This window comes from Actinoplanes sp. M2I2 (assembly GCF_023544445.1).
Lineage (GTDB): Bacteria > Actinomycetota > Actinomycetes > Mycobacteriales > Micromonosporaceae > Actinoplanes.
Genome location: NZ_JALPVJ010000031.1, coordinates 38,867 through 64,923 on the forward strand (window position 1 = coordinate 38,867; position 26,057 = coordinate 64,923).

The 26,057-nt window shown below is 72.1% G+C and carries 31 protein-coding genes; 19 read left to right on the top strand and 12 right to left on the bottom strand.

Annotation, left to right across the window (positions count from 1 at the left end; translation table 11 throughout):
• Nucleotides 1-3: 3 nt before the first annotated feature.
• Both HJC40_RS40505 and HJC40_RS40510 read right to left on the bottom strand, forming a co-directional pair.
• Nucleotides 4-906, bottom strand: a complete 903-nt coding sequence (locus HJC40_RS40505) for an ABC transporter ATP-binding protein (protein WP_250008960.1) — start codon at nt 904-906, stop codon at nt 4-6.
• A gap of 82 nt (nt 907-988) precedes the next feature.
• Nucleotides 989-2,194, bottom strand: coding sequence for a glycosyltransferase (locus HJC40_RS40510; RefSeq protein WP_250008961.1), 1,206 nt, complete (start codon nt 2,192-2,194; stop codon nt 989-991).
• A 121-nt stretch (nt 2,195-2,315) separates the two neighbouring features.
• Here HJC40_RS40510 and HJC40_RS40515 point away from each other — a divergent pair, with 121 nt between their 5' ends.
• Nucleotides 2,316-2,771, top strand: coding sequence for an SRPBCC family protein (locus tag HJC40_RS40515; protein ID WP_250008963.1), 456 nt, complete (start codon nt 2,316-2,318; stop codon nt 2,769-2,771).
• Nucleotides 2,772-2,812: 41 nt separating this feature from the next.
• Here the strand turns inward: HJC40_RS40515 and HJC40_RS40520 are convergent, their stop codons facing one another.
• Entirely contained in the window at nt 2,813-4,402 is a 1,590-nt protein-coding gene (locus HJC40_RS40520; RefSeq protein ID WP_250008964.1) for an NAD(P)/FAD-dependent oxidoreductase, read from the bottom strand.
• 67 nt (nt 4,403-4,469) lie between these two features.
• Between HJC40_RS40520 and HJC40_RS40525 the strand changes: the two genes are divergently transcribed.
• The 3 genes from HJC40_RS40525 (at nt 4,470) to HJC40_RS40535 (ending at nt 6,248) form a co-directional block, all read left to right on the top strand.
• Nucleotides 4,470-5,474: a YihY/virulence factor BrkB family protein gene (locus HJC40_RS40525; RefSeq protein ID WP_250008965.1), complete on the top strand. Its 1,005-nt coding sequence runs from the start codon at nt 4,470-4,472 to the stop codon at nt 5,472-5,474.
• A 40-nt stretch (nt 5,475-5,514) separates the two neighbouring features.
• Nucleotides 5,515-5,979 (top strand): SRPBCC family protein, encoded by a 465-nt coding sequence (locus HJC40_RS40530; protein WP_250008966.1) that lies wholly within the window; start codon nt 5,515-5,517, stop codon nt 5,977-5,979.
• 83 nt (nt 5,980-6,062) lie between these two features.
• Nucleotides 6,063-6,248 carry a hypothetical protein gene (locus tag HJC40_RS40535; RefSeq protein ID WP_250008967.1) on the top strand — a complete coding sequence of 62 codons (186 nt, stop codon included), beginning with the start codon at nt 6,063-6,065 and terminating at the stop codon, nt 6,246-6,248.
• A gap of 2 nt (nt 6,249-6,250) precedes the next feature.
• Here the strand turns inward: HJC40_RS40535 and HJC40_RS40540 are convergent, their stop codons facing one another.
• Nucleotides 6,251-6,940 carry a hypothetical protein gene (locus HJC40_RS40540; protein ID WP_250008968.1) on the bottom strand — a complete coding sequence of 230 codons (690 nt, stop codon included), beginning with the start codon at nt 6,938-6,940 and terminating at the stop codon, nt 6,251-6,253.
• Between the two features lie 58 nt (nt 6,941-6,998).
• Here HJC40_RS40540 and HJC40_RS40545 point away from each other — a divergent pair, with 58 nt between their 5' ends.
• Nucleotides 6,999-7,247, top strand: coding sequence for a hypothetical protein (locus HJC40_RS40545; protein WP_250008969.1), 249 nt, complete (start codon nt 6,999-7,001; stop codon nt 7,245-7,247).
• Between the two features lie 6 nt (nt 7,248-7,253).
• Here HJC40_RS40545 and HJC40_RS40550 read toward each other — a convergent pair whose 3' ends face one another.
• Nucleotides 7,254-7,664 carry a hypothetical protein gene (locus HJC40_RS40550; protein WP_250008971.1) on the bottom strand — a complete coding sequence of 137 codons (411 nt, stop codon included), beginning with the start codon at nt 7,662-7,664 and terminating at the stop codon, nt 7,254-7,256.
• Between the two features lie 92 nt (nt 7,665-7,756).
• Between HJC40_RS40550 and HJC40_RS40555 the strand changes: the two genes are divergently transcribed.
• Nucleotides 7,757-8,113, top strand: a complete 357-nt coding sequence (locus HJC40_RS40555; protein WP_250008972.1) for a DUF6401 family natural product biosynthesis protein — start codon at nt 7,757-7,759, stop codon at nt 8,111-8,113.
• A gap of 136 nt (nt 8,114-8,249) precedes the next feature.
• Here HJC40_RS40555 and HJC40_RS40560 read toward each other — a convergent pair whose 3' ends face one another.
• On the bottom strand, nt 8,250-9,299 hold the full coding sequence (locus HJC40_RS40560; protein ID WP_250008973.1) for a hypothetical protein: 1,050 nt from the start codon (nt 9,297-9,299) through the stop codon (nt 8,250-8,252).
• Nucleotides 9,300-9,468: 169 nt separating this feature from the next.
• Complete coding sequence (locus tag HJC40_RS40565; protein ID WP_250008974.1) at nt 9,469-9,798, bottom strand: hypothetical protein; 330 nt, start codon at nt 9,796-9,798, stop codon at nt 9,469-9,471.
• A gap of 178 nt (nt 9,799-9,976) precedes the next feature.
• Between HJC40_RS40565 and HJC40_RS40570 the strand changes: the two genes are divergently transcribed.
• From HJC40_RS40570 to HJC40_RS46795, 5 genes are all read left to right on the top strand, one after another.
• On the top strand, nt 9,977-12,139 hold the full coding sequence (locus tag HJC40_RS40570) for an ATP-binding SpoIIE family protein phosphatase (protein ID WP_250008975.1): 2,163 nt from the start codon (nt 9,977-9,979) through the stop codon (nt 12,137-12,139).
• Between the two features lie 226 nt (nt 12,140-12,365).
• Nucleotides 12,366-13,097, top strand: a complete 732-nt coding sequence (locus tag HJC40_RS40575; RefSeq protein WP_250008976.1) for a VOC family protein — start codon at nt 12,366-12,368, stop codon at nt 13,095-13,097.
• Nucleotides 13,098-13,149: 52 nt separating this feature from the next.
• Nucleotides 13,150-13,344: a DUF3072 domain-containing protein gene (locus HJC40_RS40580; RefSeq protein ID WP_250008978.1), complete on the top strand. Its 195-nt coding sequence runs from the start codon at nt 13,150-13,152 to the stop codon at nt 13,342-13,344.
• A gap of 100 nt (nt 13,345-13,444) precedes the next feature.
• Nucleotides 13,445-13,681: a helix-turn-helix domain-containing protein gene (locus HJC40_RS40585; RefSeq protein WP_184956233.1), complete on the top strand. Its 237-nt coding sequence runs from the start codon at nt 13,445-13,447 to the stop codon at nt 13,679-13,681.
• Between the two features lie 2 nt (nt 13,682-13,683).
• Entirely contained in the window at nt 13,684-14,283 is a 600-nt protein-coding gene (locus tag HJC40_RS46795; RefSeq protein WP_374273660.1) for a Clp protease N-terminal domain-containing protein, read from the top strand.
• A 1-nt stretch (nt 14,284) separates the two neighbouring features.
• Here the strand turns inward: HJC40_RS46795 and HJC40_RS40600 are convergent, their stop codons facing one another.
• Nucleotides 14,285-14,671 (bottom strand): hypothetical protein, encoded by a 387-nt coding sequence (locus HJC40_RS40600; RefSeq protein ID WP_250008979.1) that lies wholly within the window; start codon nt 14,669-14,671, stop codon nt 14,285-14,287.
• Nucleotides 14,672-14,739: 68 nt separating this feature from the next.
• On the opposite strand from HJC40_RS40600, the gene HJC40_RS40605 reads away from it, so the two are divergent.
• The gene (locus HJC40_RS40605; RefSeq protein ID WP_250008980.1) at nt 14,740-15,582 is read left to right on the top strand and encodes an NAD(P)-dependent oxidoreductase; all 843 of its coding nucleotides are present in this window, start codon (nt 14,740-14,742) and stop codon (nt 15,580-15,582) included.
• The gene (locus HJC40_RS40610; protein WP_250008981.1) at nt 15,579-16,799 is read left to right on the top strand and encodes an enolase C-terminal domain-like protein; all 1,221 of its coding nucleotides are present in this window, start codon (nt 15,579-15,581) and stop codon (nt 16,797-16,799) included. The genes HJC40_RS40605 and HJC40_RS40610 overlap by 4 nt, the downstream gene beginning before the upstream one ends.
• 87 nt (nt 16,800-16,886) lie before the next feature.
• On the opposite strand, the gene HJC40_RS40615 is transcribed toward HJC40_RS40610, so the two are convergent.
• On the bottom strand, nt 16,887-17,948 hold the full coding sequence (locus HJC40_RS40615) for an SDR family NAD(P)-dependent oxidoreductase (protein WP_250008982.1): 1,062 nt from the start codon (nt 17,946-17,948) through the stop codon (nt 16,887-16,889).
• A gap of 92 nt (nt 17,949-18,040) precedes the next feature.
• On the opposite strand from HJC40_RS40615, the gene HJC40_RS40620 reads away from it, so the two are divergent.
• The 3 genes from HJC40_RS40620 (at nt 18,041) to HJC40_RS40630 (ending at nt 20,085) form a co-directional block, all read left to right on the top strand.
• On the top strand, nt 18,041-18,499 hold the full coding sequence (locus HJC40_RS40620; RefSeq protein ID WP_250008983.1) for a MarR family winged helix-turn-helix transcriptional regulator: 459 nt from the start codon (nt 18,041-18,043) through the stop codon (nt 18,497-18,499).
• 41 nt (nt 18,500-18,540) lie between these two features.
• Nucleotides 18,541-18,981, top strand: a complete 441-nt coding sequence (locus HJC40_RS40625; protein WP_250008985.1) for a MarR family winged helix-turn-helix transcriptional regulator — start codon at nt 18,541-18,543, stop codon at nt 18,979-18,981.
• Nucleotides 18,982-19,116: 135 nt separating this feature from the next.
• Complete coding sequence (locus HJC40_RS40630; protein WP_250008986.1) at nt 19,117-20,085, top strand: pirin family protein; 969 nt, start codon at nt 19,117-19,119, stop codon at nt 20,083-20,085.
• A 57-nt stretch (nt 20,086-20,142) separates the two neighbouring features.
• Here HJC40_RS40630 and HJC40_RS40635 read toward each other — a convergent pair whose 3' ends face one another.
• Nucleotides 20,143-21,144: an SEC-C domain-containing protein gene (locus HJC40_RS40635; RefSeq protein ID WP_250008987.1), complete on the bottom strand. Its 1,002-nt coding sequence runs from the start codon at nt 21,142-21,144 to the stop codon at nt 20,143-20,145.
• Nucleotides 21,145-21,265: 121 nt separating this feature from the next.
• Here HJC40_RS40635 and HJC40_RS40640 point away from each other — a divergent pair, with 121 nt between their 5' ends.
• Both HJC40_RS40640 and HJC40_RS40645 read left to right on the top strand, forming a co-directional pair.
• A complete protein-coding gene (locus HJC40_RS40640; protein ID WP_250008988.1) occupies nt 21,266-22,462 on the top strand; it encodes an aminopeptidase in 1,197 nt (398 codons plus the stop codon).
• Between the two features lies 1 nt (nt 22,463).
• The gene (locus HJC40_RS40645; RefSeq protein ID WP_250008989.1) at nt 22,464-23,147 is read left to right on the top strand and encodes a class I SAM-dependent methyltransferase; all 684 of its coding nucleotides are present in this window, start codon (nt 22,464-22,466) and stop codon (nt 23,145-23,147) included.
• 17 nt (nt 23,148-23,164) lie between these two features.
• Here HJC40_RS40645 and HJC40_RS45890 read toward each other — a convergent pair whose 3' ends face one another.
• A complete protein-coding gene (locus tag HJC40_RS45890; protein ID WP_284044441.1) occupies nt 23,165-23,293 on the bottom strand; it encodes a hypothetical protein in 129 nt (42 codons plus the stop codon).
• Between the two features lie 55 nt (nt 23,294-23,348).
• Here HJC40_RS45890 and HJC40_RS40650 point away from each other — a divergent pair, with 55 nt between their 5' ends.
• Entirely contained in the window at nt 23,349-24,920 is a 1,572-nt protein-coding gene (locus HJC40_RS40650; protein ID WP_250009016.1) for a phospholipase D-like domain-containing protein, read from the top strand.
• Here HJC40_RS40650 and HJC40_RS40655 read toward each other — a convergent pair.
• The gene (locus HJC40_RS40655) at nt 24,907-25,989 is read right to left on the bottom strand and encodes a methyltransferase domain-containing protein (protein WP_250008991.1); all 1,083 of its coding nucleotides are present in this window, start codon (nt 25,987-25,989) and stop codon (nt 24,907-24,909) included. The genes HJC40_RS40650 and HJC40_RS40655 overlap by 14 nt on opposite strands.
• Nucleotides 25,990-26,057: the final 68 nt, after the last annotated feature.

A 26,057-nucleotide genomic window follows, 5' to 3' on the forward strand; every position in this document is an offset into this window, starting at 1 on the left:
GGGTCATTCCTTCCCGAACCGGCCGGTCAGCTGGACGAACGCGTCGTCCAGACTGGCCTGCTCGATCCGCAGGTCGGCGGCGATGATCTCGTTGACGGCCAGCACCGAGGTGACCGCGTGCAGCAGGTTGCCGGTGCCGACGACCTCGAGCTGCGAACCGTGGTGGGTGACCTGACGCACCTCGGGGCGGGCCAGGAGCAGCACGTCGTCGATCGGGGCGGACGGCCGGAAGCGGATCCGCTGCTCGCTGTCCATCCCGGCGATCAGCCCGGCCGGGGTGTCCAGCGCGACGACCTCGCCGCGGTCGATCACGGCGAGCCGGTCGCAGAGCCGCTCGGCCTCCTCCATGAAGTGGGTGACCAGCACGATCGTCACGCCACTGGCCCGTACCGACTCGATCAGGTCCCAGGTGTCCCGGCGGGCCTGCGGGTCGAGCCCGGTGGTCAGCTCGTCGAGGATGGCGATCCGCGGGCTGCCGATCAGCGCGAGGGCGATCGACAGCCGCTGCTTCTGGCCTCCCGAGAGCTTCACGTACGAGGTGGAGAGCTTCTCACCGAGGCCGAGCTCGCGGGTGAGCGCGCGCCAGTCGGCCGGCTCGGCATAGAAGGAGGCGTAGAGCTCGAGCGCCTCCCGGACCGTCAGCTTGTCCGGCAGGCCGCTCTCCTGCAGCTGGACGCCGACGTCGGACCGCAGCGACCGGTCGTCCGGATCGCGGTCGAGCACCCGGATGACGCCGGCGTCGGGCCGGCGCAGTCCGGAGACGCACTCGACGGTGGTGGTCTTGCCGGCGCCGTTGGGACCGAGAATGCCGAAGATCTCGCCGGCTTCCACCGTGAACGAGACGTCCCGCACCGCAAGCGTGTCCCCGTACGCCTTGCGCAGGTTACGGACCTCGATGACTGTCATGCATAGAGCGTCACACCGGCCCCGGGGGTCCCGAATCGACCAGCTCGCTCCACCGTGGATCCACCGGTTGGTGGATGCCGCCCTACGCCATCGCTTCTTCGGTGCTGCTCGCGGCGTTGTTGTTGCTCTTGCCCAGACCGGTGACCGTCGAGTAGACCGAGCCGACCTGAGCGGCGACGCGCTTCCAGGAGTACGCCTGCCGGGCCCGGTCGAGCGCCGCCGTGGCGTACGCGAAGCGCCGCACCTTGTCGTTGACCAGGCGCCGCAGGGCTCCACCGAGCGCGCGCGGGTCGCGGGCGGGCACCAGGTCGCCGGTCAGCCCGTCGACCACCGTCTCGTCGAGGCCGCCCACCGAGGTGCCGATCACCGGCACGCCACAGGCCATCGCCTCGAGCGCGGACGCCTCGAACTGCTCCTCCCACGGAGCCGCGACGAGCAGGTCGGCCGAGCGGTACCAGCGCGGCATGTCCCGTGCGGGCACGCTGCCGACCAGGCGGAACCGGTCGGCCACGTCGAGCTTCTCGGCGAGGGCGCGCAGCTTGCGGGCGCCCGGGTCGGTGGTCAGCTGGTCGGCCGGCGGGCCCCCGACCACGACCACCTCGGCCGTGGGGACGTAGCGCATGGCCTGCAGGACGTCGCCGAAGCCCTTGCGCTCGACGAGCCGCCCGACCGACAGGATGCGGGGCCGGTCGTGGTCGCGCTCGACGGCCGGGCCGTCGGGGCTGAACCGGACGCTGTCGACGCCGGCGGGCACGACGGTCAGCTGGGCGCGGGGCACCCCGATGCGGACGAGCCCCTGCACCTCGTCCTGGCTCTGGGCGACGACCCGGTCGACCGCCCGGCCCAGGGCGCGCTCGTAGCCCGTGCGGGAGGGACGGCCGGTGCCGGCCTGGATCTCGCCGAGCTCGTGGAACGACTGCACGACCGGAATGCCGAACCGGCGCGCGGCGGTGACGGCGGCCAAGCCGCTGGTCCAGAAGTGGGCGTGCACGACCTCGGGCACCCAGTGCCCCGAACGCCAGTTCTCCTCGAGCCGGCGGGCGAACTCGCCCATGTGCGGGAGCAGCAGGTCGGGCGGGAGGAACTTCGGCGGGCCGGCGGTGACGTGGACGACGCGGAGGCCGCCGGGCGTGCTGACCACCTCGGCCACGGCCGGGTCGTCCCGGCGGGTGTAGACGCACACCTCATGACCGAGCTCGGCCAGGGCGGCCGACAGACCCGCGACGTGGGTGTTCTGCCCGCCGTCACCCAGGGGGCTGGCGTGCTCGGAAATCATGGCAATGCGCACGAGGTCCCCTCCGTATTGCTGCAGTTCGCGGGAGGCTGATGCCCGGCAGCCGGATCCGTAAACCTGCGCCGATCGGTTGCGGCGGCGATTACAGGGGCTTTACGCAGGGTATGCCCCGGGCGTGGCTACCGTTCAGCGTACCCTCCAAGCTTCCCCGGACCGTGTCTTCGCCGTGCTGGCCGACGGCTGGACCTACAGCGACTGGGTCGTCGGCACCGTGCACATCCGCGATGTCGAGGCCGCCTGGCCGCAGGTCGGCTCGAAGCTGCACCACAAGGCCGGGCCGTGGCCGTTCTCCCTGCACGACAAGTCGGTGGTGCTCGACATGGAGCCCGACCGCCGGCTGCGCCTGAACGCCGGCCTGTGGCCGCTGGGCGAGGCAGTGGTCGACATCCACCTCGAGCCCGCCGGCCCCGGCGCCACCAAGGTCACCATCCAGGAGGACTTCGAGCGCGGGCCGCTGCTGGCCCTGCGCAACAAGCTCAACGACCTCGTCCTGCACCGCCGCAACATCGAGACGCTGCGCCGCCTGGCCGACATCGCCGAACGCTCGCCGAAGACCACCGAGAAGCCGTAGCCCGGCCGCGGCGGCCGTTTACGACCGCCGCGAGGCTGTCGCTAGTCGGCGTAGATCAGCTTGTGGCCGGCGTTGATCACTCCGCGGTAGGCGCCGCCCAGCAGGGCCCGGTCGCGGGCCAGGGCGGCGCGGGCCGCGTTGCTGCCGGGAGCGCCGTGCACGCCGCCGCCCGGGTGAGCCGACGAGCTGGCCATGAACAGCCGGTCGACCGGGGTGTCGGCGCGGCCCAGGCTGGGGATCGGGCGCAGGAACAGCTGCTGGAACGCGGCCGCCGTGCCTCCGCCGAGCGCGCCGCCGACCAGCGACGGGTTCTCGCGCTGCAGGTCGGCCGGGGAGAAGACGTTGCGGCCCACGACCTCCTGCTTGAAGCCCGGGGCGTGCTCCTCGACCACCGTCTCCATGCGCTCGACGTGGGCGGCGATCTCGTCGGGTTCCCAGTGGTCGCGGTGCGGCAGATGCGTGTACGCCCAGAGCGACTCGGTGCCCTCCGGCGAGTGCTCGGAATCGGCCGTGGTCATCTGGCCCAGCAGCAGGAACGGGTGCGGCGGCATCTCGTCGGTGGCCAGGTAGGACGCGTACCGGGTCAGGCCGTTGAGGTCGGCGCCCAGGTGCACCGTTCCGGCGCCGTTCGCGGCCGGGTTCTTCCAGGGCATCTTGCGGCCCACGGCCCAGTCGACCTTGACCGTCGCGCCGTCCCAGCGGAAGTGGGCCAGGTCCTCCACGAGCCGCGGCGGGAGCCAGCGCTCGCCCACCAGGTCGAGATAGAGGGCCGGCGCCGGCACGTCGGCGACCACGGCCCGGTAGGCCCGGTGCGGCTCCCCGGCGGCCAGCACGCCCATGGCCCGGCCCCGGGCGATCAGCACCCGCTCGACGGGCGCGTCGTAGATGATCCGCCCGCCGCGCTGCTCGAGCCGGGCGACGAGCGCGTCGGTGATCCGCTGGGCGCCACCGACCGGCACCGGCCAGCCGTACTGCTGTCCCAGCATCGCCAGCAGCCAGCCGTAGACGCCGCCGCCCGCCTCCTCCGGCGAGAGGTCGGTGTGCAGCGCGCACCCGGCCATCAGCAGCGGCCCGCCGTCGCCGGCGAACATCTCCGAGCCCATCTCGCGCACCGACAGCAACAGGCGGCGGGCCAGGCGCAGGGCGCCCCCGGTGCGCAGCCGGCGCACCAGCGAGACGCCGTGGCGTACCGGTGGGAAGGGGGTCAGGATCGTGTCGAGCATGGTGTCGGAGACCGAGAGCCATTCCTCGTACGCTGTCTTCCACTTCTCGCCGTCACCCGGGGCGAAGGCCTCCAGCGACTCCATCGTGCGGGCCAGATCGCGGTTGATCGTGGCCGCCCGGCCGTCCGGGAACAGGTGGGTCAGCACGTCCGGCGAGTGGGTCCAGCTCAGGCCGTGGTCGCCCAGATCGAGACCGTTGAGCACCGGCGAGGCGAACCCGAGCGGATAGAACGAGCTGAAAAGATCACTGAGGTAGCCGGGCGCGGTGACGTAGCCCGACCGGACGGCGCCGCCCGGATGCGGCGTCGCCTCCAGCACCAGCACCGACCAGCCCGCGTCGGCGAGCAGATTGGCAGCCACCAGGCCGTTGTGCCCGGCACCGACCACGATCGCATCCGCGCTTTCCATGCCCACCCCCTGCGTTTGCCGCCAGACGTGCCCGGGTAGCTGCCGTCAAAACCTGTCAGGAGCCGGCATGGACACCGAGCCCACCGTCGACCGGGAGTCCGAGGCGCTCGCCGACGACGTTACGCCCCGTCCCCTCCCCCGCAAGATTCGTCAACTTCGCTGGCGCAGCTGGCGTTCGGTGCTGTGGCGCAGCGTGGCCGGGTACATCGAGGACGACTGCTCCGACTACGCGGCGGCCATGACGTATCAGACCTTCACCGCTCTGATCCCGTCGCTGGTCGTCATCGTCGCCCTGATCAACCTGGTCACCGACGGCTCGACCGTGCTGACGGCCACCGTGGGCATCCTGCGTGACCTGGGCCTCGGCGCGGTGGTCGACAACGACAGCCTGCTGTCGGTCATCCAGGCGCTGGTCGTGCAGCAGAGCTCGGCCAAGGTGCTGTTCGGCTTCGGTCTGCTGCTCGCGCTCTGGTCCGCCTCCGGGTACGTCTCCACGTTCACCCGGGCGTCCAACCGCATCTACGGCGTCCAGGAGGGCCGGGCCTGGTGGAAGCTGCAGCTGCTGGAGATCGCGCTGGCCGCCGTGGCCCTGGTGCTGCTGGCCTCCATCGGCGCCGGCCTGATCATCAGCGGCCCGCTGGTGGACGCGGTCGGCAACGCGCTCGGCGCGGGCGAGACGGCCCGGCAGTTCTGGTCGGTCGGCCGCTGGCCGGTGCTGGTCGCCATCGCCACGATCGTGCTCTCGCTGCTGTTCTGGATCGCTCCGAACGTGCGTCAGCCCCGGTTCCGCTGGCTGACCGTGGGCGGGACGGTGTCGCTGGTGGCGTGGAGCGCGGCGTCGTCCGCCTTCGGGCTCTACGTGGCCAACTTCGGCTCCTACAACCGCACCTACGGCAGCCTGGGCGCGATCATGGCGTTCCTCGTCTGGATCTATCTGTCGAACATCGCCGTGCTGCTCGGGGTGCAGGTCAACGCCGAGGTGCAGCGGGCCCGGCTGCGTCAGGCCGGGGACGAGAATCCGAAGACTCCGCTCGCTCCCCGTTTAGCCTCCTCCGACCCGGGCACCATCTGAGACGTAAGGCGGGGTAACACAACCAGGAGGAGTTCACCCAGTGAGCACCGTGACCGAGTCCGTTGACGTAGAAGTTCCCGTGCGCACCGCGTACAACCAGTGGACCCAGTTCGAGGAGTTCCCCCGGTTCATGGAGGGCGTGCAGGAGATCCGTCAGCTCGACGCGACCCACACGCACTGGAAGACCGAGATCGCCGGGGTCAAGCGCGAGTTCGACGCCGAGATCACCGAGCAGCTGCCCGACGAGCGGGTGGCCTGGAAGTCGACCGAGGGCGAGAAGCAGGCCGGCGTGGTCACCTTCCACCGCCTCGACGACACCAAGACCCGCGTGACCGTGCAGATGGACTTCGAGCCGCAGGGCGTCGTCGAGAACGTCGGTGACAAGCTGGGCGTCCTCGACCGCCGCGTGAAGGGCGACCTCAAGCGGTTCAAGGAATACATCGAGGGCCGTGGCGGCGTCGAGACCGGCGCCTGGCGTGGGCAGGTCGACCGCCCCGGCCAGTGACACCAGGCCTCTCAAGGATCAGGAACGGCCGCCCGGTCTCCGGGCGGCCGTTTCCGTGTCCCGCTCGCGGGTACCCCTGGGCCATGACTCATCCAACTGACGACGGCGTGTGGCGCGACGAGTCGAAGCTGCCGCTGAGCGAGCTCGACAAGGCCATGGCGACCTGGGACACCGACGGCCAGAACGATGCGACCGGTAACGACTCGGGCCAGGAGCCGATCCAGGAGGGCGCCCGGCCGTCCACGACACCGCACACCGGCCCCAACTAGCGTCAGCGGGGATCGCGGCGCAGCGTGAGCAGGCCGATCGGCGATCGGGCCCGCAGCCAGTACCGATGTCGGGCGGTGGGCCAGATCGCCGGGGTGAGAACCGTGGCCCGGGGCAGTTCCTCGTCGGCCGTCCACGGGGTCAGGGCCGAGCCCACTCCGCCGGCGAGTTGCAGACGCAGGGGCGTGGTCCGCGGGGTCGAGACGGTCAGCGTGCCGATGCTGCCGGTGAGCACCAGCGGCACAGTGCCCACGGGCGCGGGCAGGCGCAGCTCGACCAGGCCGGAGGGCCCCACGACCAGCCGGGTGACCCGGCCCCGGTCGAGATCCAGGCGTTGTTCGCCGGCGCCGGCGGGCAGACGCAGATCCCAGCGAACCGCGCGGTTTAGCACGATCCGCAGCTCGTGAGCCCCGTCCGCGCCGGTCGGCCGCAGAGCCACCAGCACCGTCCCGCCCCGGCGGGTGACCGACGGCGCCAGCCCCGAGCGACCGGGCGTGGTGATGCGGTAGAGCAGACCCGGGAGGGTGGCCAGCACGACGTGGATCCGCGAGGCCGCGTCGGGGACGATCAGACGAGCGCCGGTACGCCTCTGTAATGGGCCGGTAACGACGCGTTCACCCGGATCGGGTGCGCCGACCGGCACGGGTCTCTCACAACCCGTAATTGCCAGCGCGCTGACCAGCAGCAATGCCATAATTGAGCGGTGGCGACGCAACGCTGGGGGCACGATCGGACAACGGAGAATCGGCCGAATGGGTGACGGCGATCCGCCCGATGCGCGCCAGACTGTCCGAATGCGTTCTGCCGGTTTCCTCTCCGAGCGTCAGCGTCGTCTCGCTTGGGTGGGCTTCATGCTCGCCGCATTTCAGGCTCCGCTGGCCGCGAAGCTGATCGATGACGCCTCCTGGCTTTTCGCCGTGGTCGTGGCCATGGTCGTCGCTACCGTGATCCTCGCCGACGACGCCCAGCGCCGCCGCCCGGCCCAGGTCGAGATGGAATAACGGCTCTCAGCGCGCTTCATGCCCGGCCTTGCCGTGGGTGCGGCGCCGTTCCTTGAGCTCGGCCTCGAAAAGGTGCCGCCGGCCCCCCGCCAGCTCGTCGCGGGCCGCGCGCTCGACCGTACGGAACTCGGTCCAGTAGGTGTCGTCGTACTCCTCGATGATCTGGAACGTCCAGTGGCCCGGGATGACGTTGCGCCCGATCAGGTCCTGCTGGATCCGATCGGCCAGGGCGTCGTGACCGGCCTTGCGGAACAGCGCGACGGCCTCGTCCAGCTCGAAATCGGCCTTGCCGGTGAGCTGGTGGAACGAGTGCAGATGGCCGCGGGCGCGGTCCGTGGTCTCCAGGGCCGAGCTGAGCTTGCCCAGGGCCTCCACGGTCGTGTCGTCCATCCCCGCCGGTCGCTGGTGGTCGGTCATGACGGCCTGTTTTCCCCGTTCTTCGAGCTTCAACCGAGCTGCACCTGTGCGAAGAACCGTTGGCTACCCCGGGCTCCTTAACGTTTCTTCTCATGAATGGCCTGTTCAGCGGCGCTGCCGCCCGCGCTGCCCACCGCTCCGCCCACGCCAGCCTCGCCGAGCTGCACGACACCGTCGGTGCCGGCGGCCTGGAGGCGGCCGACACCAACCCCGGCCTGATGGCCCTGATCGACCAGCACGCCGCGGGCATCCGCGACAGCCTGTCGGTGGACGTCCGCCCGCTCACCGCGGTGCTGCTCGCCGCGTACGCCGAGGGCGTGCGCGACGCCGCCTTCACGCACGGCTGGCGCCCGCCGGCCGACGAGATCGACTGGACCGCGAACGACTGGGTGCTGCGCCGCCTGCTGGCGGTCTGCGTCCTCGCCCGGGCCTTGCCCCAGCCGGCCTGACCGTCCCGCTTCCCCGCTGATCGACCCTTCATTCGAAGGCCGGCACCGAGTTCCTTCGGTGCCGGCCTTCCTCATGTCCGCTGTCTTACCTGTTGTCGGGCTTACTTGTCGCGGCCGGGCTTACTTGTCGTCGGCCTTACTTGTCGTCGTCGTCGGGCGGGAGGGCCCGGGTGCTCTCGATCTCCTCGGCGCCGCGCCCGATGACCAGGGTGTCGTTCGGGCCCGGGTCGACGACGGCGGTGTCGCCGGGCGCGGGGCGGGCCGCCTGCCGCGGGGCGATCACCTGCGTCTCGTCGACCCCCGCGGCCGGCGCCGCCTGCGTCGGCGTGGTCGCCCAGCTCGGCGCGGCCCCGTTCCCGTTCCCGCTCCCGGTCCCGCTCCCGCTCCCGGTCCCGCTCCCGCTCCCGCTCCCGGTCCCGGTCCCGGTCCCGGTCCCGTACGAGATGACCTGGGTCGCCCCCGGGTCGGGCGGCGAGCCGGCGGACCGGGCGGCGGTATAGGCGCCGACGTGCTCGCGGATCACCGCCGACTCCGCGTCCGCGCGCTCCAGCCACGTCTCCCAGCGCCGCTGCATGGGCCGGATCAGGCCGCCGCCGACGCCCACGACGACCACACCGGCCACGGTGGCCAGCACCGTGATCAGCAGCGGCCGCGTCACCGAGGTGGCGATCCGCAACTGGTCGAGCGCGGCCACCACGCCCAGCGCGACGATCACGACCGAGACGACCCGGCCCACCGACCGGCCGTAGGACAACCCGCCGAGGGCCCCGGCGACCAGGTCCTCGGCGGCCCGGGCGACTGCCGCCGCGACGATCATCAGCACGATCGCCACGAAGAGCCGCGGCAGCCACCCGAGCACGTCTTCGAGCAGGTCGCTGACCGGGTTCGGGCCCCACACCCCGAACGCCAGCTGCAGCGTGAGCAGCAGCACGCCGGCGAAGGCCAGCTTTCCGCCCAGCTCAGCCGGGCCGGCGCGGCCGGCGCCGAACCAGCGGCCGGCGGCGCTGCGCTCGACCACCCGGTCGAGGCCGGCCCGGCGCAACCCGCGGGACACCGCCGTCCGCAGGAGCCGCGCGACCAGATAGCCGATCAGCAGGATGCCGGCGAAGACCAGCGCGGTGGGCACGGTCAGCACCACCGAACGCCATATGTCGCTGAGCCCCCGGCTCAGCCCGTCCCCGGTCATCGCGCACTCCCTGCTGCCGGCCGGGCGGCATCCTGCCGACCCGTGGTGACCACAGAACGCAACGACCGAGGCCGGAGCCCGACGGTTGATTGGCGTTCTCGTCACACGACCGCAACCACCGGCGGCGTCCCGATCGGTCGCCGGTCGCGGGCCGGGGAGAGCCGATCGGTCAGTCGCGGGGCGCGGGGCTGAGCCGGGCCGGGTCGGCGGCGGCGGCCGGAATGCCGGCCCGCCCGAGCAGCGACGGAGGGCCCGGCGGTTCCGCGGCGAGGGAGGGCGACGCGGCGGCCGGGGGCCCGGGAACGGCTTCCGGCGCGGTGGCGCCCAGAGCCGGACGCACCGCGGCATAGCCGGCGGCCCCGGTGAGGACGGCCGCGAGCGCGAGGACGGTCAGGGCGGCAGCGTCCCGGCGGCGCCGGGCCAGCGGGCTGTGCGCGATCGGTGACCGCATCGCGGACAGGTCGATCACCGGCTCGGAGAAGGGCTCGCGCTGGGACATCGGGCGACTCTAAGTGACGCCCAGCCGTCCTGGCCAGCTCAGGAGAGCGAGCTGACACTACGCATAGTGAGATCACAACGAGAACGTACGAGAGGGATCAGGGGGTCGTACCGTCAAGAATCGGACGGTCGGCCGGTGCGGCATCGTCCGAATGGCCGAGCCGGGCTACTCTTTGGTCATGGCCGGGACGGGTGGGGTGAGCCCCTCAGTGATGCCCGCTTTGCCCGCGCAGCCTGCCGCCGCCGGGTCGGGCCGGGTGAGTTGCGCCGATCTCGTGCACGGACGCGACTGGAGCGACACCGAGCTCGGCCCCCGCGACCACTGGGATCCGGCCGTCGCCGCCACCATCGAGCTCGTTCTCGCGTCGCCGATGCCGATGGCCTACAGCCACGGCGCCGGCTTCCTGCTGATCTACAACGACGCGTACGCGGATCTGTTCGGCACCCTGCACCCGGCCGCGCTGGGCCGGCCCGCGGCCGAGGTGTTCGGCGACCTGTGGGAGTCGCGCGGCCTGGGCGGCGTGGTCGAGGAGGTCTACCGCAGCGGCCGGCCGTTCCTCGAGGCCGAGACCCAGCTGACCGTCGCGCGGGGCCAGCACGGCCGGCCCGAGCAGGCGTTCTTCACCCGCGGTCACTCGGTGGTCCGCGACGTGCGCGGCGAGGTGGCCGGGGTGCTGACCGTCGCCGCCGAGACCACCCAGGTGACCCGCCGCCTGCAGAACCTGGGCGACCTGACGTCGCGCCTGGCCGGCGCGCTGACCGTCGACGACGTGGCCCGGGTCGTCCTGGGCTACGCGATGACCTCCTTCGACGTCGACCACTGCGCCTTCGCGGTCGACGACGGCGGGGCCTACCGCTACGTCCGCCGCATCCGGGGCGAGATGCTCGACGAGGCCGACGAACGCCTGCCCCCGGTGTGGAAAAGGGTGCCCAACGACCAGCGGGCTCCGATCGTGGCCGCCGCGCAGACCGGGACGGCCACGTTCGTGGCCGATGGCGAGCCGTTGCTGGAGCTGGCCTCCGACCGGCACGAGCGGCGGATCCGGGCCCTGGCCGCGCTGCCGTTGCGCACGCCCCTGCTGACCGGCGCGCTGACGATCGGCTATCGCGAGGCCCACCGCTGGCTGCCGGCCGAGCGGGCGCTGCTGGACGCGGCCGCCCAGCTGGTCGCCCAGGCGGCCGAGCGGGCCCGCCGGTTCGAGGCCCAGCACGGCACGGCCCAGCTTCTGCAGCGCAGCATGCTGCCCGAGCACCTGCCCGAGCTTGAAACGTTCCGGATAGCCGCCCGCTACGACGTGGGCGTCGACGGCAACGCGGCCGGCGGCGACTTCTACGACGCTTTCCGGCTGCTCGACGGGCGCCTGGCCATGGTGCTGGGCGACGTGGCCGGGCACGATGTGCGCGCGGCCGCGGTGATGGGCCAGGTGCGGGCCGCGCTGCGGGCGATGGCGCTGACCGATCCGGCCCCGCCCAGCGTGCTGGCGGGTCTCGACCGGCTGGTCGGGTCGCTCGGCGCCGAGTCGCGCAACGAGGAGATCTTCGTGACCGTCGTCTACGGGGTGCTCGACCCGGCCGACGGCACGATCACGATGGCCAGCGCCGGGCATCCGCCGCCGGTGCTGCGCCGCACCGGGCACGGCGGCGAGCCGCCCACGGCCGAGCTGGTCAAGGTGCCGCCGGGCGCCCCGCTGGGACTGGGCGGGCGCTGGCAGACCGGTCAGGTGCGGCTCGAGCCGGGCGACACGATCCTGCTGTTCAGCGACGGTGTCGTGGAACGACGCGGTCACGCTCTCACCGAGGGCCTGGACGCGCTGGTGGCGGCGGCGGCCGGGGCGGCCGGTGGCGACCCGCGCAACCTGTGCGCGCTGGCGACGTCCGCGGTGGCCGGCTCGACCGACGACGACGTCGCCGTGCTCGCGGTCGAGCACGCGGTGGCGATGAGCCGGTCGGACACGATGCTGGTGCCGGCCGAGCCGACAGGGCCGAGTCGCGTACGCCAGTGGATGACCACCCGCCTGCGGGAGTGGTCGGTGCCCGAGCCGGTCATCGGCGCGGCCATCCTGTGCACGAGTGAGCTGACCACGAACGCGCTGCTGCACGCGGGCACGCCGGCGCGGGTCCACATCGACCTCAATGCCGAGCGGCTGCTGGTCTCGGTGGCCGACGAGGGCACCCGGGGCAGCGTGATCCGCGCGCACGCCGACACGATGAGCAGTCGCGGCCGGGGGCTCGGCCTGATCGAGGAGCTGAGCGACTCGTGGGGCACCGACCCGAGCGTGCGGGGCACCACGGTGTGGTTCGAGATGCTCATTCCGCACACCACGGCCGATCGACCGTCGTGACTGGACGCGCTCCCACGACAGGCAACTTGCCGAACCGTTAACGCTCGCGTGACACCTAACCTACAGGCAGTCACTTTAGGTAGCGGAAAGCCATTCCAAACCGGACATTGAACCCCCAGGTAGTGACGGCGCGTATAGATTGCCGTAGAGTCGTCGTCATTCGGGGACGTCCACGTTGGAGTGCTATATGCGGATCAGGGGCTTTGCGCCGTCGACTCCCTGCTGGGTGGAGCTGACGACATCGGACCGGGACGACGCGGCCGGTTTCTATGCCGGGCTCTTCGGCTGGCAGGTCGAGGGTGATCGATTCCTGCTGGACGGCAAGGCGGTGGCCGGCATCGGCCGCACCCGCCCCGAGCAGCCGCCGGGATGGCTCACCTATCTGGCCGCGCCCGACCTGGCGGCGACCGTCGAGCGGGTGACCCAGGCGCACGGCCGGCAGCTGACCTGGCCGGAGGAACGGCACGGCGCCTGCACGGCGATCGTGTCCGACACCAACGGCGCGGTCTTCGGCCTGTGGCAGGCGGCCGGGTTCGCCGGCGCCCAGCTGCGCGGCGAGCCGGGCACGATGGAGTGGTCCGACCTGCTGGCCGGCGACGTGTCCGCGGCGACCTCCTTCTACGGCTCGGTCTTCGGCTGGACGCTGACCCACGAGTTCGGCAGCGGCGAGTGGCTGAGCGAGGCCCACGATTCCGTGGCCGGCCTGATCACCGGGCGCTACGACGCCCGCTGGCAGCCGTCGTTCCAGGTCGCCGACACCTCCGAGACGATCGACCGGTGCGCCGGGCTGGGCGGCCGGGTCGTCGCCGGGCCGGTCGAGATGGGCCTGGGCAGCTACGTCGAGATGCTCGACCCGCATGGCGCCCCGTTCGCGGTGACGGCGCCGGTGCATCGCCCGGTCGAGTTGAATGTCGCCTACAACGACATCATCGGCATGGAGTTGACCTACGGCGGGTAGAGGAACAGGTGTTCGAACATCGAAGCCTGATCACCACCGGAGGCATGCCGTCATGACCGACCAGTCGAACGCCGAGAAGGACCCGTCGGACTGGGTGACCGGTGACGAACCGGCAACCGGCGCCCAGGAGTCGTACCTGCACACCTTGGCCGGCGAGGCCAAGGAGGAATTGCCGGACGACCTGACCAAGGCCGAGGCGTCGCAGAAGATCGACGAACTGCAGCAGAAGACCGGCCGCGGTCAGTGATCTCCCGGAAAGCCGGCCCCCCGACGGGGCCGGCTTTCTTTTTTGCCTCGTGTGTCAACTCGGGTTGACGACAGACGGTCCGTCAACGTACGTTGACAGCATGACCGAAGCAACCGATCTCGCCGCGGCGGCGAGCAGTGCCGACCCCCGGGTCGGCCTGCGCGCGGTGGTGGCCCTGCGCCGCCTGCTCGAGGGTCTCGAGCACCTGCAGGTGGCCAACGCCCGCCGCAAGGGCTGGTCCTGGCAGGAGATCGCCGACGCGCTCGAGGTGACCCGCCAGGGCGTGCACAAGAAGCACGCCCGCCTGATGCCGGCGCCCGACCCCCGGGAGGACTGAAGATGTTCGAGCGATTCACCGCCGAGGCGCGCGCCGTCGTGACCAACGCCCAGATCGAGGCCCGCTCCCTGCACCACGATCACATCGGCACCGAGCACGTGCTGCTCGCGCTGCTGACCGACCCGGCCGGCCCGGTCGCCCGGTCGACCGGCCTGGACGCGGACACCGTCCGGGCCGACATCCTGCAGCGGATCGGCGGCCACACGCAGGACGGCCCGGTGGTCAGCGACGCCGACGCCGAGGACGCGGCCGCGCTCAAGGCGATCGGCATCGACCTGGCCGCCGTGCGCGAGGCGATCGAGGCCAACTTCGGCGCCGGGGCGTTGCGCCTGCCCCGCCCGGCGAAGAAGCGGGGCCTGTTCAGCAAGATCTACGCCGGCAGCAACCACATCCCGTTCACCAACCGCAACAAGAAGGTGCTCGAGTTGTCGCTGCGCGAGGCCCTCCGGCTCAAGCAGAAGTTCATCGCGCCCGAGCACATCATGCTCGGCCTGCTGCGCGAGGGGCACGGCCTGGCCATGCTCATCATGGCCGACCGGGGCGTCGACTTCGACCGCGTCCGGGCCGACCTGGAACGCTCGGTGGGCGCGACCGCCGCCTGACTCAGGGCTGGAAGTACACCCGCAGCTGGTGGCCGTCGGCGGTGTGATGCCAGCCGACGTCCCCCAGGGTCGTGATGTCCGGACGGCGCCGCAGCCAGGCGGCGGCCATCGCGAAGGCCTCGGCCGGGGTCTGCCCGACGAAGACGACGCGGCGCTCCCACTCTTCCCAGACGGCCGGCGAGGGGCCTGAGACCACCGCGGTGGGCCCGATCCGGCGGCCGTTGCGCACACCCCGGACATACCAGTCGTTGACGTCCTCGTCGTGCTCGACCGACCAGCCGTCGATGTGGCCGAGGTCGTTCACGATCGCGCTGCGGGCGCAGTCCAGCGCGGCATCCAGCGAGGCGAATTCCACCTCTTCACCCTCGTACTCCACCCGGTACGCCATGCATCGCCCCCTGCCCCGGCCGACCCAGGGGCACGATCTTAAGCGATTCTCCGAGTAAGTTTCAGATCATGCCTGCTCACGTCCTCGTCACCGGGGCGGCCGGCCTCATCGGCACCGCCGTGCTCGATCACCTGGCCTCCGACGGCGTCTCCACCACCGCCCTCGTCCTCGAACCCACCGACACCCGAGCCGACCGCACGCTGGTGGGCGACGCCCGCGACGTGTCGCTGGTCGACGACGCCCTCGACGGCGCCGAAGCCGTCATCCACCTCGCTGCCATCTCCCACCCGGGCAGCGATCCCGACGAGGAGGTCTTCGGCCGCAACACCCTGGCCACGTTCACCGTGCTCGACCGGGCCGCGCGGCGCGGCGTGCGCAACGCCGTGATCGCCAGCAGCTACGCGATCGGCGGGCTCCCGTTCGCCCGCCGGCCGCTGCGCCTGCCCTACCTGCCGATCGATGCCGCCGTGCCGCTGCAGATCACCGACCCGTACGCCCTCTCGAAGCGCGCCGACGAGGCCACCGCCGACATGATCCATCGCCAGTACGGCATGACCGTGGTGGCCCTGCGCCTGCCGTTCGTGGGCGCGGCCGACGACCGTCTGGGCCCGATGGCCGAGCTCTTCGCGCGTGATCCCGGCCGGGGCGCGGCCGACGTGTGGAGCTACCTCGACGTCCGGGACGCGGCCCGGGCCCTGGTGGCGGCCCTGCAGCCGGCCTTGTCGGGCAACCACGTGCTCTACGTGGCCGCCCCTGACACGCTGGCCCCGCAGTCCACGGAGTGGCTGCTCGACGAGTTCCATCCCGGGGTGCCCCGCCCCGGCTTCCCCGGCCGCGCGGTGCCGATCGACCTCCGGCCGGCCCGCGAGCTGCTCGGCTTCACGGCCCGCTACGAATACCCGGTCGCATGAGCGCGCCCTCGATCACCGGCGTCCGGGTCTTCGTCACCGCCCCCGAGGGGGTCAACCTCGTCGTCGTGCGCGTCGACACCTCCGAGCCCGGCTTGTACGGGCTGGGCTGCGCGACCTTCCACCAGCGGTTCGCCGCCGTGGTCGCCGCGCTCGAGACGCACGTCGCCCCGTTGCTGACCGGGCGGGACGTCAGCCAGATCTCCGACATCGGCCGGATGCTGCACTTCTCGTCGTACTGGCGGGGCGGCCCGGTCCTCAACAGTGCCCTCTCCGGGATCGACATGGCGCTGTGGGACATCGCCGGCAAGCGCGCCGGGCTGCCCGTCCACGACCTGCTCGGCGGCCGGCTGCGCGGCGCGGCGCCGGTCTATCTGCACGCGTCGGGAGCCACGATCGAGGAGACCCTCGACCACGCCGAGTCCCTGGTGGCGGCCGGTCTGCGGCATGTGCGGCTGCAGACCGGGCAGCCGGGCCTGGGCGCGTACGGGGCTCCGGGCACGCCGGGCGGCTACCCCGGCGCGCCTTACCCGGACGGCTGGGACGTCCACCACTACCTCGCGCAGACGCCACGCCTGTTCGCCGCGGCCCGCGAGCGGCTGGGCGACGACGTGGAGCTGCTGCACGACGTGCACAGCCGGCTGACGCCCAAGCAGGCCGCCGTGCTGGCCCGCGCGCTCGAGCCGTACCGCCTGTTCTTCCTGGAGGACGTGGTGGCGCCCGAGCACTACGACCGGCTGCCGGAGGTGCGCGCGGCCTCGCCCGTACCGCTGGCGGTGGGTGAGTTGACCGCCTCGGTGACCGACGCCGCCCGGCTCGTCACCGGCGGCGGCGTCGACCTGCTGCGATGCCACATCTCGGCGATCGGCGGCCTGACGCCCGGGCACAAGCTGGCCGTGCTCTGCGAGCTGCACGGCGTGCAGACCGCGTGGCACGCCCCGGCCGACGTCTCCCCCATCGGCGCCGCGGCCAACCTGGCCCTCGACCTGACGAGTCCGGCGTTCGGCATCCAGGAGGGGCACGTGTACGCCGACGTCGTCCACGAGATCTTCCCGGGTACGCCGGTGATCGCGGCCGGCTATGCGCAGGCCTCCACCGGGCCGGGGTGGGGCCTCGAGTTCGACGAGGCCGCCGCGGCCCGGCATCCGCCGGTGCTGGGTGGTCACGAGCGGTGGGCGGCCACGGTCCGCCGCCCGGACGGCGCCATCGAAGCTCCGTGACCGCCCCCGGCGCCTGTTCTCGGAGCGCCGCCGAGCCGTGGCGGGACCTCAACCGCACCGTGACCCGGCCCCGACGGGGAGCAGGCGTCAGAGCTGCTCTGCGGGCCCGCCGGCCGACGGCGTGGCGTCGTACCGGATCGGGGGTGTCAGCGGACCGTCCACCAGTGCGGCGATCCGCGGGATCTCGGAGGCGATCGAGGCCTGGTGCCTCTCGAACGCCTCGGCCGACGCAAAGGCCATGACCGCCAGGAGCGGGCCGTTCTCGTCATCGAGAGGGCTGCGCACCGAGTACTCCAGATTTCCGGGCTCGGCCCGGATCCGCGGGGCCAGCTCGGCCAGGACGGCGAGGAGGTCGCCGCGCCGGCCGGGCCGGGGCCGCAGCGGCGACGCGAGGAAGACCGGGCGCGACGCCGTCCCGCCCCGGAGCAGGGTGAGGGCGCGCGCGGCCGAGGCCGGGTCGGGCAACCGGATCTCGTGGCCGGCCAGCTCACTCACCGAGGCGGCCACGGCGACCTCGCCGATCTGACCGGGCGTGATCCACTCCGGCTGGGCGTCGCCGACCGACCGGGTCCGCACGGGCCCCAGCACGAGGGTGAAGACCCGTGGCCGGCCGGCGGCCTCGGCCACGAGCACCTTGCCCATCATCAGCAGGGCGGACTGCTCCATGCTGAGCAGGCCACTGCCGGGCACCGGCCGGAACCCGGACTCGCCGGCCACGATCTGGTACGTGCCGGTCGGGCTCAGCCGGGGCAGGACGGCCCGCATCACGGCCGCGTGCGTCGTCACGGGATCGACGAAGGCCGCTTGCCAGTCGGCCGGGTCGATCTCCCAGAGCTTGCGCCCGCCCCAGTAGCCGCCGATCGGCGCGACGACGTCATCGAGGCCGCCGAGCCGATCGGTCATCTCGGCCGCCAGCCGATCGGCCCCGTCGAACGTGGTGTAGTCGTGCACGACGAGGTGCAGCCGATCGGTGACGGCCTCGCCGAGCACCTGCCGGAACTCCGCCGCGCGCCGCTCATCGCGGCTGGGCACGACGACGTGGGCCCCGGCGGCCAGGTAGGCCCGCACGATCCCCTCGCCGACTCCTCCTGTTCCACCCGGAATCAGAACCCGCCGTCCGTCGACCCGGGTCTGCACGGCACTGGTCATAGCCCACCTCTTCCGTATTCGTTGGTAGCCCCAACGTTGGTTTACCCAACGTAACACCTGTCGTTGGGAAGCCCAACGGCTAAGATGACGGCATGCCGGAGACGAAGGACACCCCCCAGCCCCCGGCCCGGCTGCGCACCCTGGCCAGCTGGCAGGCGAGCAAGATGTCGACGATCGGCACGCGCCTGTTCGCCCGGCGGATGAAGCTGAGCGCCCGGGCCGACTTCGCCGTCCTGGCCGTTCTCGAGGAGTCCGGGCCGCTGAGCCAGGCCGACATCGGCCGGCGCCTGGGCCTCGATCGCAACGACGTCAACGGGATTCTCAACCGGCTGGAGAGCGAGCACCGCGTCCGGCGCGAGACCGATCCGGCCGACCGCCGCCGCAACGTCGTCCTGCTCACCGGCGAGGGACGCCTCTACCTGGACGAGCTGCAGGAGTACACCGAGGCCGTGCAGGACGAGCTCCTCGCCGGCCTGAGCGCCGCCGAGCGCCGGCACCTGCGGGAGCTGCTGACCAAGCTGCTCGGCGGCCACCGCCAAGAGCCCGCGTGACAGAGTTGTTATTTCAGATTTGAAGGAGTTACAGTTCCCGTATGGCCGATCCGCTGACCGACACCCAACAGCTCGCGTGGCGCACCTTCGTCGAGAGCTCCTGGGCCCTGCACACCCACCTCGAGGATGAGCTGCGCGCGCAGACCGGTCTCAGCATGAACGACTACCACGTGATGGTCACCCTCTCGGAGGCTCCGGACCACCGGCTCCGCATGGGCGAACTGGCCAGCCGGCTGGTCTTCTCCCCCAGCCGCATCACGTACCAGATCAGCTCGATGGTCAAGCGCGGCCTGGTGCGCAAGCAGCCCTGCCCCGAGGACGGCCGCGGCCAGGAGGCCGTGCTGACCGACGAGGGCATGGCCGCGCTCGAGGCCGCCGCGCCGATGCACCTCATCACCGTCCGCGACAGCTTCATCGACCGCCTCGACGACGATGAGCTGGCGGTCATCGGACGGGTCTTCGACAAGATCCGGAAGCCCTGACCCGGCGCTTCCGGCTTCCCGGATCCAGCACACGCGCCTAGGAACGGCAGCACACTACTATTTCAGATTTGAAAGAGTTAGAGTGTGAGCACGGCCGAGTCGGCCTGCGTGATCGACAGCTTAGGAAGGCCCGCCATGCCCGCCATCACCGTGGACGACGTTCTGGTCCTGCCCCGCCTGCCGCGACTCGACCCCGACACCACCGTCCGGCCGGTCCGCCGCCTCACGACCGCGCCCACCGGCTACGAGGGTGAGGGCTTCCCGGTCCGCCGCGCGTTCGCCGGGGTGCCGGTCAACGAGCTCGACCCGTTCATCCACCTCGACCAGATGGGCGAGGTCGACTACGCGCCGGGCGAGCCCAAGGGGACCCCGTGGCACCCGCACCGCGGGTTCGAGACCGTGACCTACATGATCGACGGGATCATGGACCACCAGGACTCGCTGGGCAGCGGCGGCACCATCGCCAACGGCGACACCCAGTGGATGACCGCCGGTCAGGGCATCCTGCACATCGAGGCGCCGCCGGAGCACCTGGTGACCAGCGGCGGCCTCTTCCACGGGCTGCAGCTGTGGGTCAACCTGCCCCGCGCGGCCAAGATGATCACGCCGAAGTACCAGGACATCCGCGGCCGGGAGTCGGCCTTGCTGACCACGCCGGACGGCGGCAGCCTGATCCGGGTCATCGCCGGTGAGGTCGGCGGGCACGCCGGACCCGGCTCGACGTTCACGCCGATCAACCTGGCCCACGTCACCCTGCAGCCCGGCGCCCAGCTCGATCTGCCGTGGCAGCCCGATTACAACGCGCTGGTCTACGTGCTGGCCGGCCGGGGCACGGTGGGCGCCGAGCAGCGCCCGATCCAGATCGGCCAGCTGGCCGCCCACGGCAAGGGCGACGCGATCCGCGTCACGGCTGACGCGGTCCAGGACTCGAACATCCCGGCGATGGAGCTGTTCATCATGGGCGGCCGCCCGATCCGCGAGCCGGTGGCCCACTACGGCCCCTTCGTGATGAACACCCAGGCCGAGCTGCGGCAGGCCTTCGAGGACTTCCAGAAGGGCCGGCTGGGCGTCATCCCGGCCGATCGACTCCCGCACACCGACTGACCACGGCGACAGAAAACCCCGCCCGGAGGCCCCGGGCGGGGTTTTTCGCGTGGGCGATCAGGCGCGGGAGCGGGGCAGGCAGTCCTTCTTGTACTTGAGCCCGGAGCCGCACCAGCAGGCGCCGTTGCGCTCCGGCGGCCACGGGATCTGACTGGGGGAGGCGGCCAGCGTGTCCACGTACGCCGACCGGGTCGCGGCATCGGTCGGGTCGCCCTGCTTGTCCAGGTCGTCGACCTTGCCGGGCAGCACGGCCAGGCCGGTGCGGCCGGTGGCGGTCAGGCGCACCAGTTCCTTTTCGAGGCGGGCGCGGTGCTCGTCCCAGTCGGCGCCGTACTGCTCGGACAGGGCCGGCCACTTCTCCAGCAGGCGGTCGAACTCGGGCTTGGGCCAGAACACCAGGTCGACGTCCGCGGCGGCGGCGGCCGGGGCCGCGCCGGCGTTGGCCAGCCGGGTCTCGAGCCGCTCGGCCAGGTTGTCGTTGTGGTCGTGCTGCAGGCCGAGGGCGTGCCGCAGGCGGTGCCGCTGCTGCAGCAGGAAGAACAGCGTGCCGGCGTCGTCCGCGCTGGCCGGCTCGGACGACTGGTCGGCCGCGGCGCGCTCGGCGAACGCGAGCTTCACCGCCTCGGTCAGCCACTCCTCGGCCTGCCGGGAGCGCTTGCCCACGACCAGGGCGGCGGTGATGAACGCGGCCGCGTCCGGGTGCACGGTCAGCTGGGGCCGCAGCGCCTCGATCTCGGCCAGCGCCTCGTCGTCGCGGCCGGCCCGGAACAGGATGCGGGCCCGCACGGCGCGGGTGGTGGCGACCTGATTGTCGTCGCGGTTGCCGTACGCCTCGATGGCGCCGTCGGCGTAGCGGAGGGCGGCGTCGAGCTTCGAGCGGCTCTCGGCGATCTCGGCGGCCAGCGTCAGCGCCTGGCCGGCGTCCTGCGGGTCTTCCAGCCGGCCCGACTCCACCGCGTCGGCCACGTCGGCCGCGACGCCGAGAGGGTTGGCCGCGCCCAGGGCGGACTGCCGGATCTCTTCTAGGTCTGCGCTGGTCAGCACGGTTTTAGTCGCCACGTCGTCAACTTACTGCTACTTGTGCATCTGTGGCTGTTGATCTGAGTCTCACTTCGGCGCGGCGAAAACGCCGGACATGGCAGGGCAGACCGCGCGCGCCGTTTGTTCTACCCTGCACCGCATGGCGCTGATCGAGCGATTCGCGGACCTTGTGGTGCGGGGCGGCATCAACGTTCAGCCCGGTCAGGGCGTGGTTCTGCACACCGGCACGGCCCATGTCGAGATCGCCCGGGCGGTCACCGAGGCGGCGTACGCGGCCGGGGCGGCCTGGGTCGAGCCGATCTGGAGCGACGGGCCGATGCGCCGCTCGGCTGTGACCCATTCGAGTGTCGAACAGCTTTCCGCCGTACGCCCGTGGGCCCTCACCCGGATCGCGGAGTGGCGCGAGGCCGGCGCGGCGTGGATCAGGCTGCTCGGCGAGGCCGACCCGCACCTGCTCGACGGGCTCGATCCGGCCCGGGTGGCCGCGTACCCGGCCGAGGAGTCGCAGGCGATGCGCCGGGCGATCTTCGGGGGCATGCGCTGGACGGTGGTCGGGGCGCCCAACCCGGGCTGGGCGCGGCAGGTGTTCGGCGAGCCCGACGTCGAGCGGCTGTGGCAGGTGGTCGGCACGGCGATGCGGCTCGACCTCGACGACCCGGTGGCCGCCTGGCAGCAGCGGGCCGAGATGCTGGCCGAGCGGGGGCGGCGGCTGGACGAGCTGGAGCTGACCGAGCTGCGGTACGTCGGCGAGGGCACCGACCTGACCGTGGGGCTGCTCCCGGGCACCCGGTGGACGGGCGGCGGGGTGGTCGACGACGCCGGCATCCCCTACCTGCCCAACATCCCGACCGAGGAGGTCTTCACCAGCCCCGACCGCACCCGCGCCGACGGTGTGCTGCGGATGACCCGGCCGGTGGTGATCAGCGGTCAGGTGGTCACCGGGCTGCGGGTGACGCTGGCCGGCGGGCGCATCACCGAGGTGTCGGCCGACGAGGGCGCCGACGTGGTGCGCGCCCATCTCGAGACCGACGAGGGCGCGCGCCACCTGGGCGAGGTCGCGCTCGTCGACAAGGACAGCCGGATAGCCCGGGCCGGCGTCGTCTTCCACAACATGCTCTTCGACGAGAACGCGGCCTGCCATGTGGCCTGGGGTCAGAGCTTCCCGTTCGCCGTCGCCGGGGGCGCCTCGATGACCGAGCAGCAGCGCGTCGGCCTGGGGCTGAACATGTCAAGCGTGCACACCGACGTGGTGATCGGCGGCGAGGGCATCTCGGTCGTCGGCCGCGGGCCGCGCGGGAGCACCGACCTCATCCGGAACGACGAATGGGTGCTGTGAGATGACACCGGCGGCGGCGTACGACGAGATCGCGGACTGGTACGAGAACGACTTCCTGCCGACGACGGGGCCGGGCGACCCGATCGGCATCCGGCGGCAGCTGGGCGAGCTGCTCGGCGCGGGCAGCGGCCGGTGCCTCGAGGTGGGCTGCGGCACGGGCGTGCACGCGGCTCAGCTGCGCGACCTCGGGTGGTCGCCGGTGGGGGTCGACCTGTCGGCGGGCATGCTCTCGTACGCCAAGGAACGCCTGCCGATCGCCCGGGCCGACGCGACGCGCCTGCCGGTGCGGGACGAGGCCATGCCCGCGGTGGTGGCGATGCTGGTGCACACCGACATGCCGGACTACCCGGCCGTGCTGCGGGAGATCGGCCGGGTGCTGCGCCCCGGGGGCATCTTTGTCCACGTCGGAGTGCATCCGGCCTTCTGCGGCGGTTTCGCCGACCGCGGCGACCCCGAAGCGGTCGTCATCCGGCCGGGTTATCTCGACGGTCACTGGACCAAGCAGTCCTGGACGACCCAGGGCGTGCGCAACCGGGTCGGCGCCGCACACTTCCCGCTGCCCGTGTTGTTCCAGGCCGTGCTCGACGCGGGTCTGACGTTCACCGGCTTCGCCGAGGGCGGCGCCCCGACGCCGACGACCCTGGCCTTCCGGGCCACCAAACCGCTCCCCGGTGACCGATCGTGATCAAGATCATGTGAGGTCTAGATCATGAACAGCATCGCTCCGACACCCATCAGGACCAGCAGCAGGACCACGACGAGAAGGCCCTTTTCGGCGGCGGCGGCGGTGTCGGCAGGGGTGACGGACTCGGTGATCGGCTCGGCGCTCATGGGCTGATCCCTCCGGGGAGACGACGGACATGCGGCGTGGCGTAGGTTCATGGGCGTGCCTCTGCCGGACTGGTTCCTCACTGAGGAGGAGCGTGGCAACCCGGACTCCTCCATACCCACCTGGTGCACCGGAAACGCGGTGGAACCACTGATTCACGGCAAAACATATTTTGACCGTTTGGTAACGGAAGTGGAAAGTCTCCGCGAGGGTGACCACCTCTTCTTCACCGACTGGCGCGGCGACCCCGACGAGCGGATGCGCGACGACGGCCCGACCATCGTCGAGCTGTTCTCGAACGCGGCCAAGCGCGGCGTCGTCGTGAAGGGTCTGCTCTGGCGTTCGCACGTCGACAAACTCGCGTACAGCGAGGAGGAGAACCGCAACCTCGGCGACGAGATCCGCGCGGCCGGCGGTGAGGTGCTGCTCGACCAGCGCGTCCGCCGCGGCGGTTCGCACCACCAGAAACTCGTCGTGCTGCGGCACCCGGGCCGGCCCGAGCTCGACGTCGCCTTCGCGGGCGGCATCGATCTGTGCCACAGCCGCCGCGACGACGAACGTCACCTGGGCGACCCGCAGGCGGTTGTCATGGCCAAGGCCTACGGGCCGCACCCGCCCTGGCACGACGTGCAGCTCGAGCTGCGCGGGCCGGTGGTGGGCGTGCTCGACTTCACCTTCCGCGAGCGGTGGAACGAGCCCGACGACCTCGACCAGCACGGTCCGATCTCGACGGTGACCGACAAGCTCAAGCACGCCGACATGAGCGCCGACCGCCTGCCGCCGCAGCCACCCGACCCGCCCGAGGCCGGGCCGATGGCCGTGCAGACCCTGCGCACCTATCCGGCGATGCGGCCGCAGTACGACTTCGCGCGCAACGGCGAGCAGACGGTGGCCCGCGGCTACACCAAGGCGATCAAGCGGGCCCGGCGGCTCATCTACCTCGAGGACCAGTACCTGTGGTCGGCCGAGGTGGCCCGGCTCTTCGCCGACGCGCTGCGGGACAACCCCGAGCTGCACCTCATCGCCGTCGTCCCGCGGTACCCCGACGTCGACGGCCGGTTCGCGCTGCCGCCCAACCAGGTCGGCCGGGAGAAGGCGATCTCGCTGTGCTCGATGGCCGCGCCCGACCGCGTGCACGTCTTCGACCTCGAGAACGAGGCCGGCACGCCGATCTACGTGCACGCCAAGGTGTGCATCGCCGACGACGTGTGGTGCAGCGTGGGCAGCGACAACTTCAACCGTCGTTCGTGGACGCACGACAGCGAGCTGTCCAACGCGATCCTCGACGACACACGCGACGAGCGCGAGCCGCGCGACCCGGCCGGGCTGGGCGACGGCGCCCGGCGCTTCCCGCGTGAGCTGCGGCTGGCGCTGACCCGCGAGCACCTCGGCCGTGATCTGGACGTCGTCGATCCGGCCGACGCCGTACGGGAGATGACCGAGGCCGCCGACAAGCTGAAGGCCTGGCACGACGGGGGCCGGCAGGGCACCCGCCCGCCCGGCCGCCTGATGCCTCATCAGACCGAGAAGCTGCCGTGGTATCAGAGCCTGTGGGCGACTCCGGCCTACCGGCTGATCTACGACCCGGACGGTCGGTCGTGGCGGGACAGGTGGGCTAACCGCTGGTGAGCTCCCAGCTCGACGGCAGCAGGATCGGGGCGTCCGGGTCCCCGCCCGGTCCGAGGCCGACGCGCCACGCCCCCAACGGCGGCCGCCCGGCCTCGAGCCAGCGGTCGAGGATCGCCAGCGCGTCGGTGGCGTAGCGATCGGCCTCACCGCCGCCGGCCAGCACGCTGCCGTCGGGCAGGACAATCGCTCCCCCGGTGCGCTCCTCGTCGAGCAGCATGAGGCAGTTCTGCTCGTGGCGCGGCACCGCGGCGTAGGTGGCGCGGCGGTGCCAGACCCCCGCCGCGTACCACAGACCGCGATAGGCCAGCGGCTCCAGCGGCGGGTCGAAACGGCCCTCGGCGTACGGGACGAGTCTGGTCAGCGTGCGCGGCATGGCGGGCGCCGGGAACGGGTGGGCGGCGGTCAGCGGGCCGGCCGCCGTCATGAACCCGGACGGGCAGACGACCCGGGCCCGCAGATCCCGGGTGACGCGCAGGACGGGATGGGTGCCGGCGTGCTCGACCGGCGCCACGACCACCCCGTCCGGCGCGTCGCCGAGCTGCTCGATCCACCGCGGCGACAGTCCCGCGACCCCGACCGTGACGATCACCCGATCCACCCGTACGCCGGGTGGCGCATAGCCGTCGCCGTGCACCACCCGGACACCCTCGGCACCGGCCCGGGCCAGCGCGGAGCGCGCCCGGTCGGCCACGTCCTGCTGCACGTCCACGCTGATGACCGAGGCGCCGAGGCGGGCCAGCAGCGCCGCGTTGTAGCCGGTCCCGGCCCCGATCTCGAGGACCGTGTGTCCCGGCCGCACGTCCAGCGCCGCGATCATGAGGGCCATGAGCGAGGGCTGGCTCGACGAGCTGACCGGGGTGCCGCCGTCCACCTTGGTGACCAGCACGTCGTCGTCGTAGACGAGATCGAGGAAGTCGGCGTCGGACGGCCCGGCCCAGCTGCCGTCGCGCCGCTGGAAGCCGTCCGGGACGAAGACCTCGCGGGGCACCTCGGCGAAGGCGGCCGCCAGCTCCGGCGAGAGGGCCACGTCCCCCTGCCGGATCCGCTCGACGAACGCCTCCCGGCTCACGCTCCTCACCTTACGGCTCCGCACGACCCCGGAACCGAACGCGCGAGGGGCCGGTCGGCCGTGGCCCT

Coding starts and splice junctions, on each gene's coding strand:
- HJC40_RS40505 (WP_250008960.1), bottom strand. CDS start 906: ATGACAGTCATCGAGGTCCGTAACCTGCGCAAGGCGTACGGGGACACG.
- HJC40_RS40520 (WP_250008964.1), bottom strand. CDS start 4,402: ATGGAAAGCGCGGATGCGATCGTGGTCGGTGCCGGGCACAACGGCCTG.
- HJC40_RS40525 (WP_250008965.1), top strand. CDS start 4,470: ATGGACACCGAGCCCACCGTCGACCGGGAGTCCGAGGCGCTCGCCGAC.
- HJC40_RS40535 (WP_250008967.1), top strand. CDS start 6,063: ATGACTCATCCAACTGACGACGGCGTGTGGCGCGACGAGTCGAAGCTG.
- HJC40_RS40540 (WP_250008968.1), bottom strand. CDS start 6,940: ATGGCATTGCTGCTGGTCAGCGCGCTGGCAATTACGGGTTGTGAGAGA.
- HJC40_RS40545 (WP_250008969.1), top strand. CDS start 6,999: ATGGGTGACGGCGATCCGCCCGATGCGCGCCAGACTGTCCGAATGCGT.
- HJC40_RS40550 (WP_250008971.1), bottom strand. CDS start 7,664: ATGACCGACCACCAGCGACCGGCGGGGATGGACGACACGACCGTGGAG.
- HJC40_RS40555 (WP_250008972.1), top strand. CDS start 7,757: ATGAATGGCCTGTTCAGCGGCGCTGCCGCCCGCGCTGCCCACCGCTCC.
- HJC40_RS40560 (WP_250008973.1), bottom strand. CDS start 9,299: ATGACCGGGGACGGGCTGAGCCGGGGGCTCAGCGACATATGGCGTTCG.
- HJC40_RS40565 (WP_250008974.1), bottom strand. CDS start 9,798: ATGTCCCAGCGCGAGCCCTTCTCCGAGCCGGTGATCGACCTGTCCGCG.
- HJC40_RS40570 (WP_250008975.1), top strand. CDS start 9,977: ATGGCCGGGACGGGTGGGGTGAGCCCCTCAGTGATGCCCGCTTTGCCC.
- HJC40_RS40580 (WP_250008978.1), top strand. CDS start 13,150: ATGACCGACCAGTCGAACGCCGAGAAGGACCCGTCGGACTGGGTGACC.
- HJC40_RS40585 (WP_184956233.1), top strand. CDS start 13,445: ATGACCGAAGCAACCGATCTCGCCGCGGCGGCGAGCAGTGCCGACCCC.
- HJC40_RS46795 (WP_374273660.1), top strand. CDS start 13,684: ATGTTCGAGCGATTCACCGCCGAGGCGCGCGCCGTCGTGACCAACGCC.
- HJC40_RS40600 (WP_250008979.1), bottom strand. CDS start 14,671: ATGGCGTACCGGGTGGAGTACGAGGGTGAAGAGGTGGAATTCGCCTCG.
- HJC40_RS40605 (WP_250008980.1), top strand. CDS start 14,740: ATGCCTGCTCACGTCCTCGTCACCGGGGCGGCCGGCCTCATCGGCACC.
- HJC40_RS40610 (WP_250008981.1), top strand. CDS start 15,579: ATGAGCGCGCCCTCGATCACCGGCGTCCGGGTCTTCGTCACCGCCCCC.
- HJC40_RS40615 (WP_250008982.1), bottom strand. CDS start 17,948: ATGACCAGTGCCGTGCAGACCCGGGTCGACGGACGGCGGGTTCTGATT.
- HJC40_RS40620 (WP_250008983.1), top strand. CDS start 18,041: ATGCCGGAGACGAAGGACACCCCCCAGCCCCCGGCCCGGCTGCGCACC.
- HJC40_RS40625 (WP_250008985.1), top strand. CDS start 18,541: ATGGCCGATCCGCTGACCGACACCCAACAGCTCGCGTGGCGCACCTTC.
- HJC40_RS40630 (WP_250008986.1), top strand. CDS start 19,117: ATGCCCGCCATCACCGTGGACGACGTTCTGGTCCTGCCCCGCCTGCCG.
- HJC40_RS40640 (WP_250008988.1), top strand. CDS start 21,266: ATGGCGCTGATCGAGCGATTCGCGGACCTTGTGGTGCGGGGCGGCATC.
- HJC40_RS40645 (WP_250008989.1), top strand. CDS start 22,464: ATGACACCGGCGGCGGCGTACGACGAGATCGCGGACTGGTACGAGAAC.
- HJC40_RS45890 (WP_284044441.1), bottom strand. CDS start 23,293: ATGAGCGCCGAGCCGATCACCGAGTCCGTCACCCCTGCCGACACCGCC.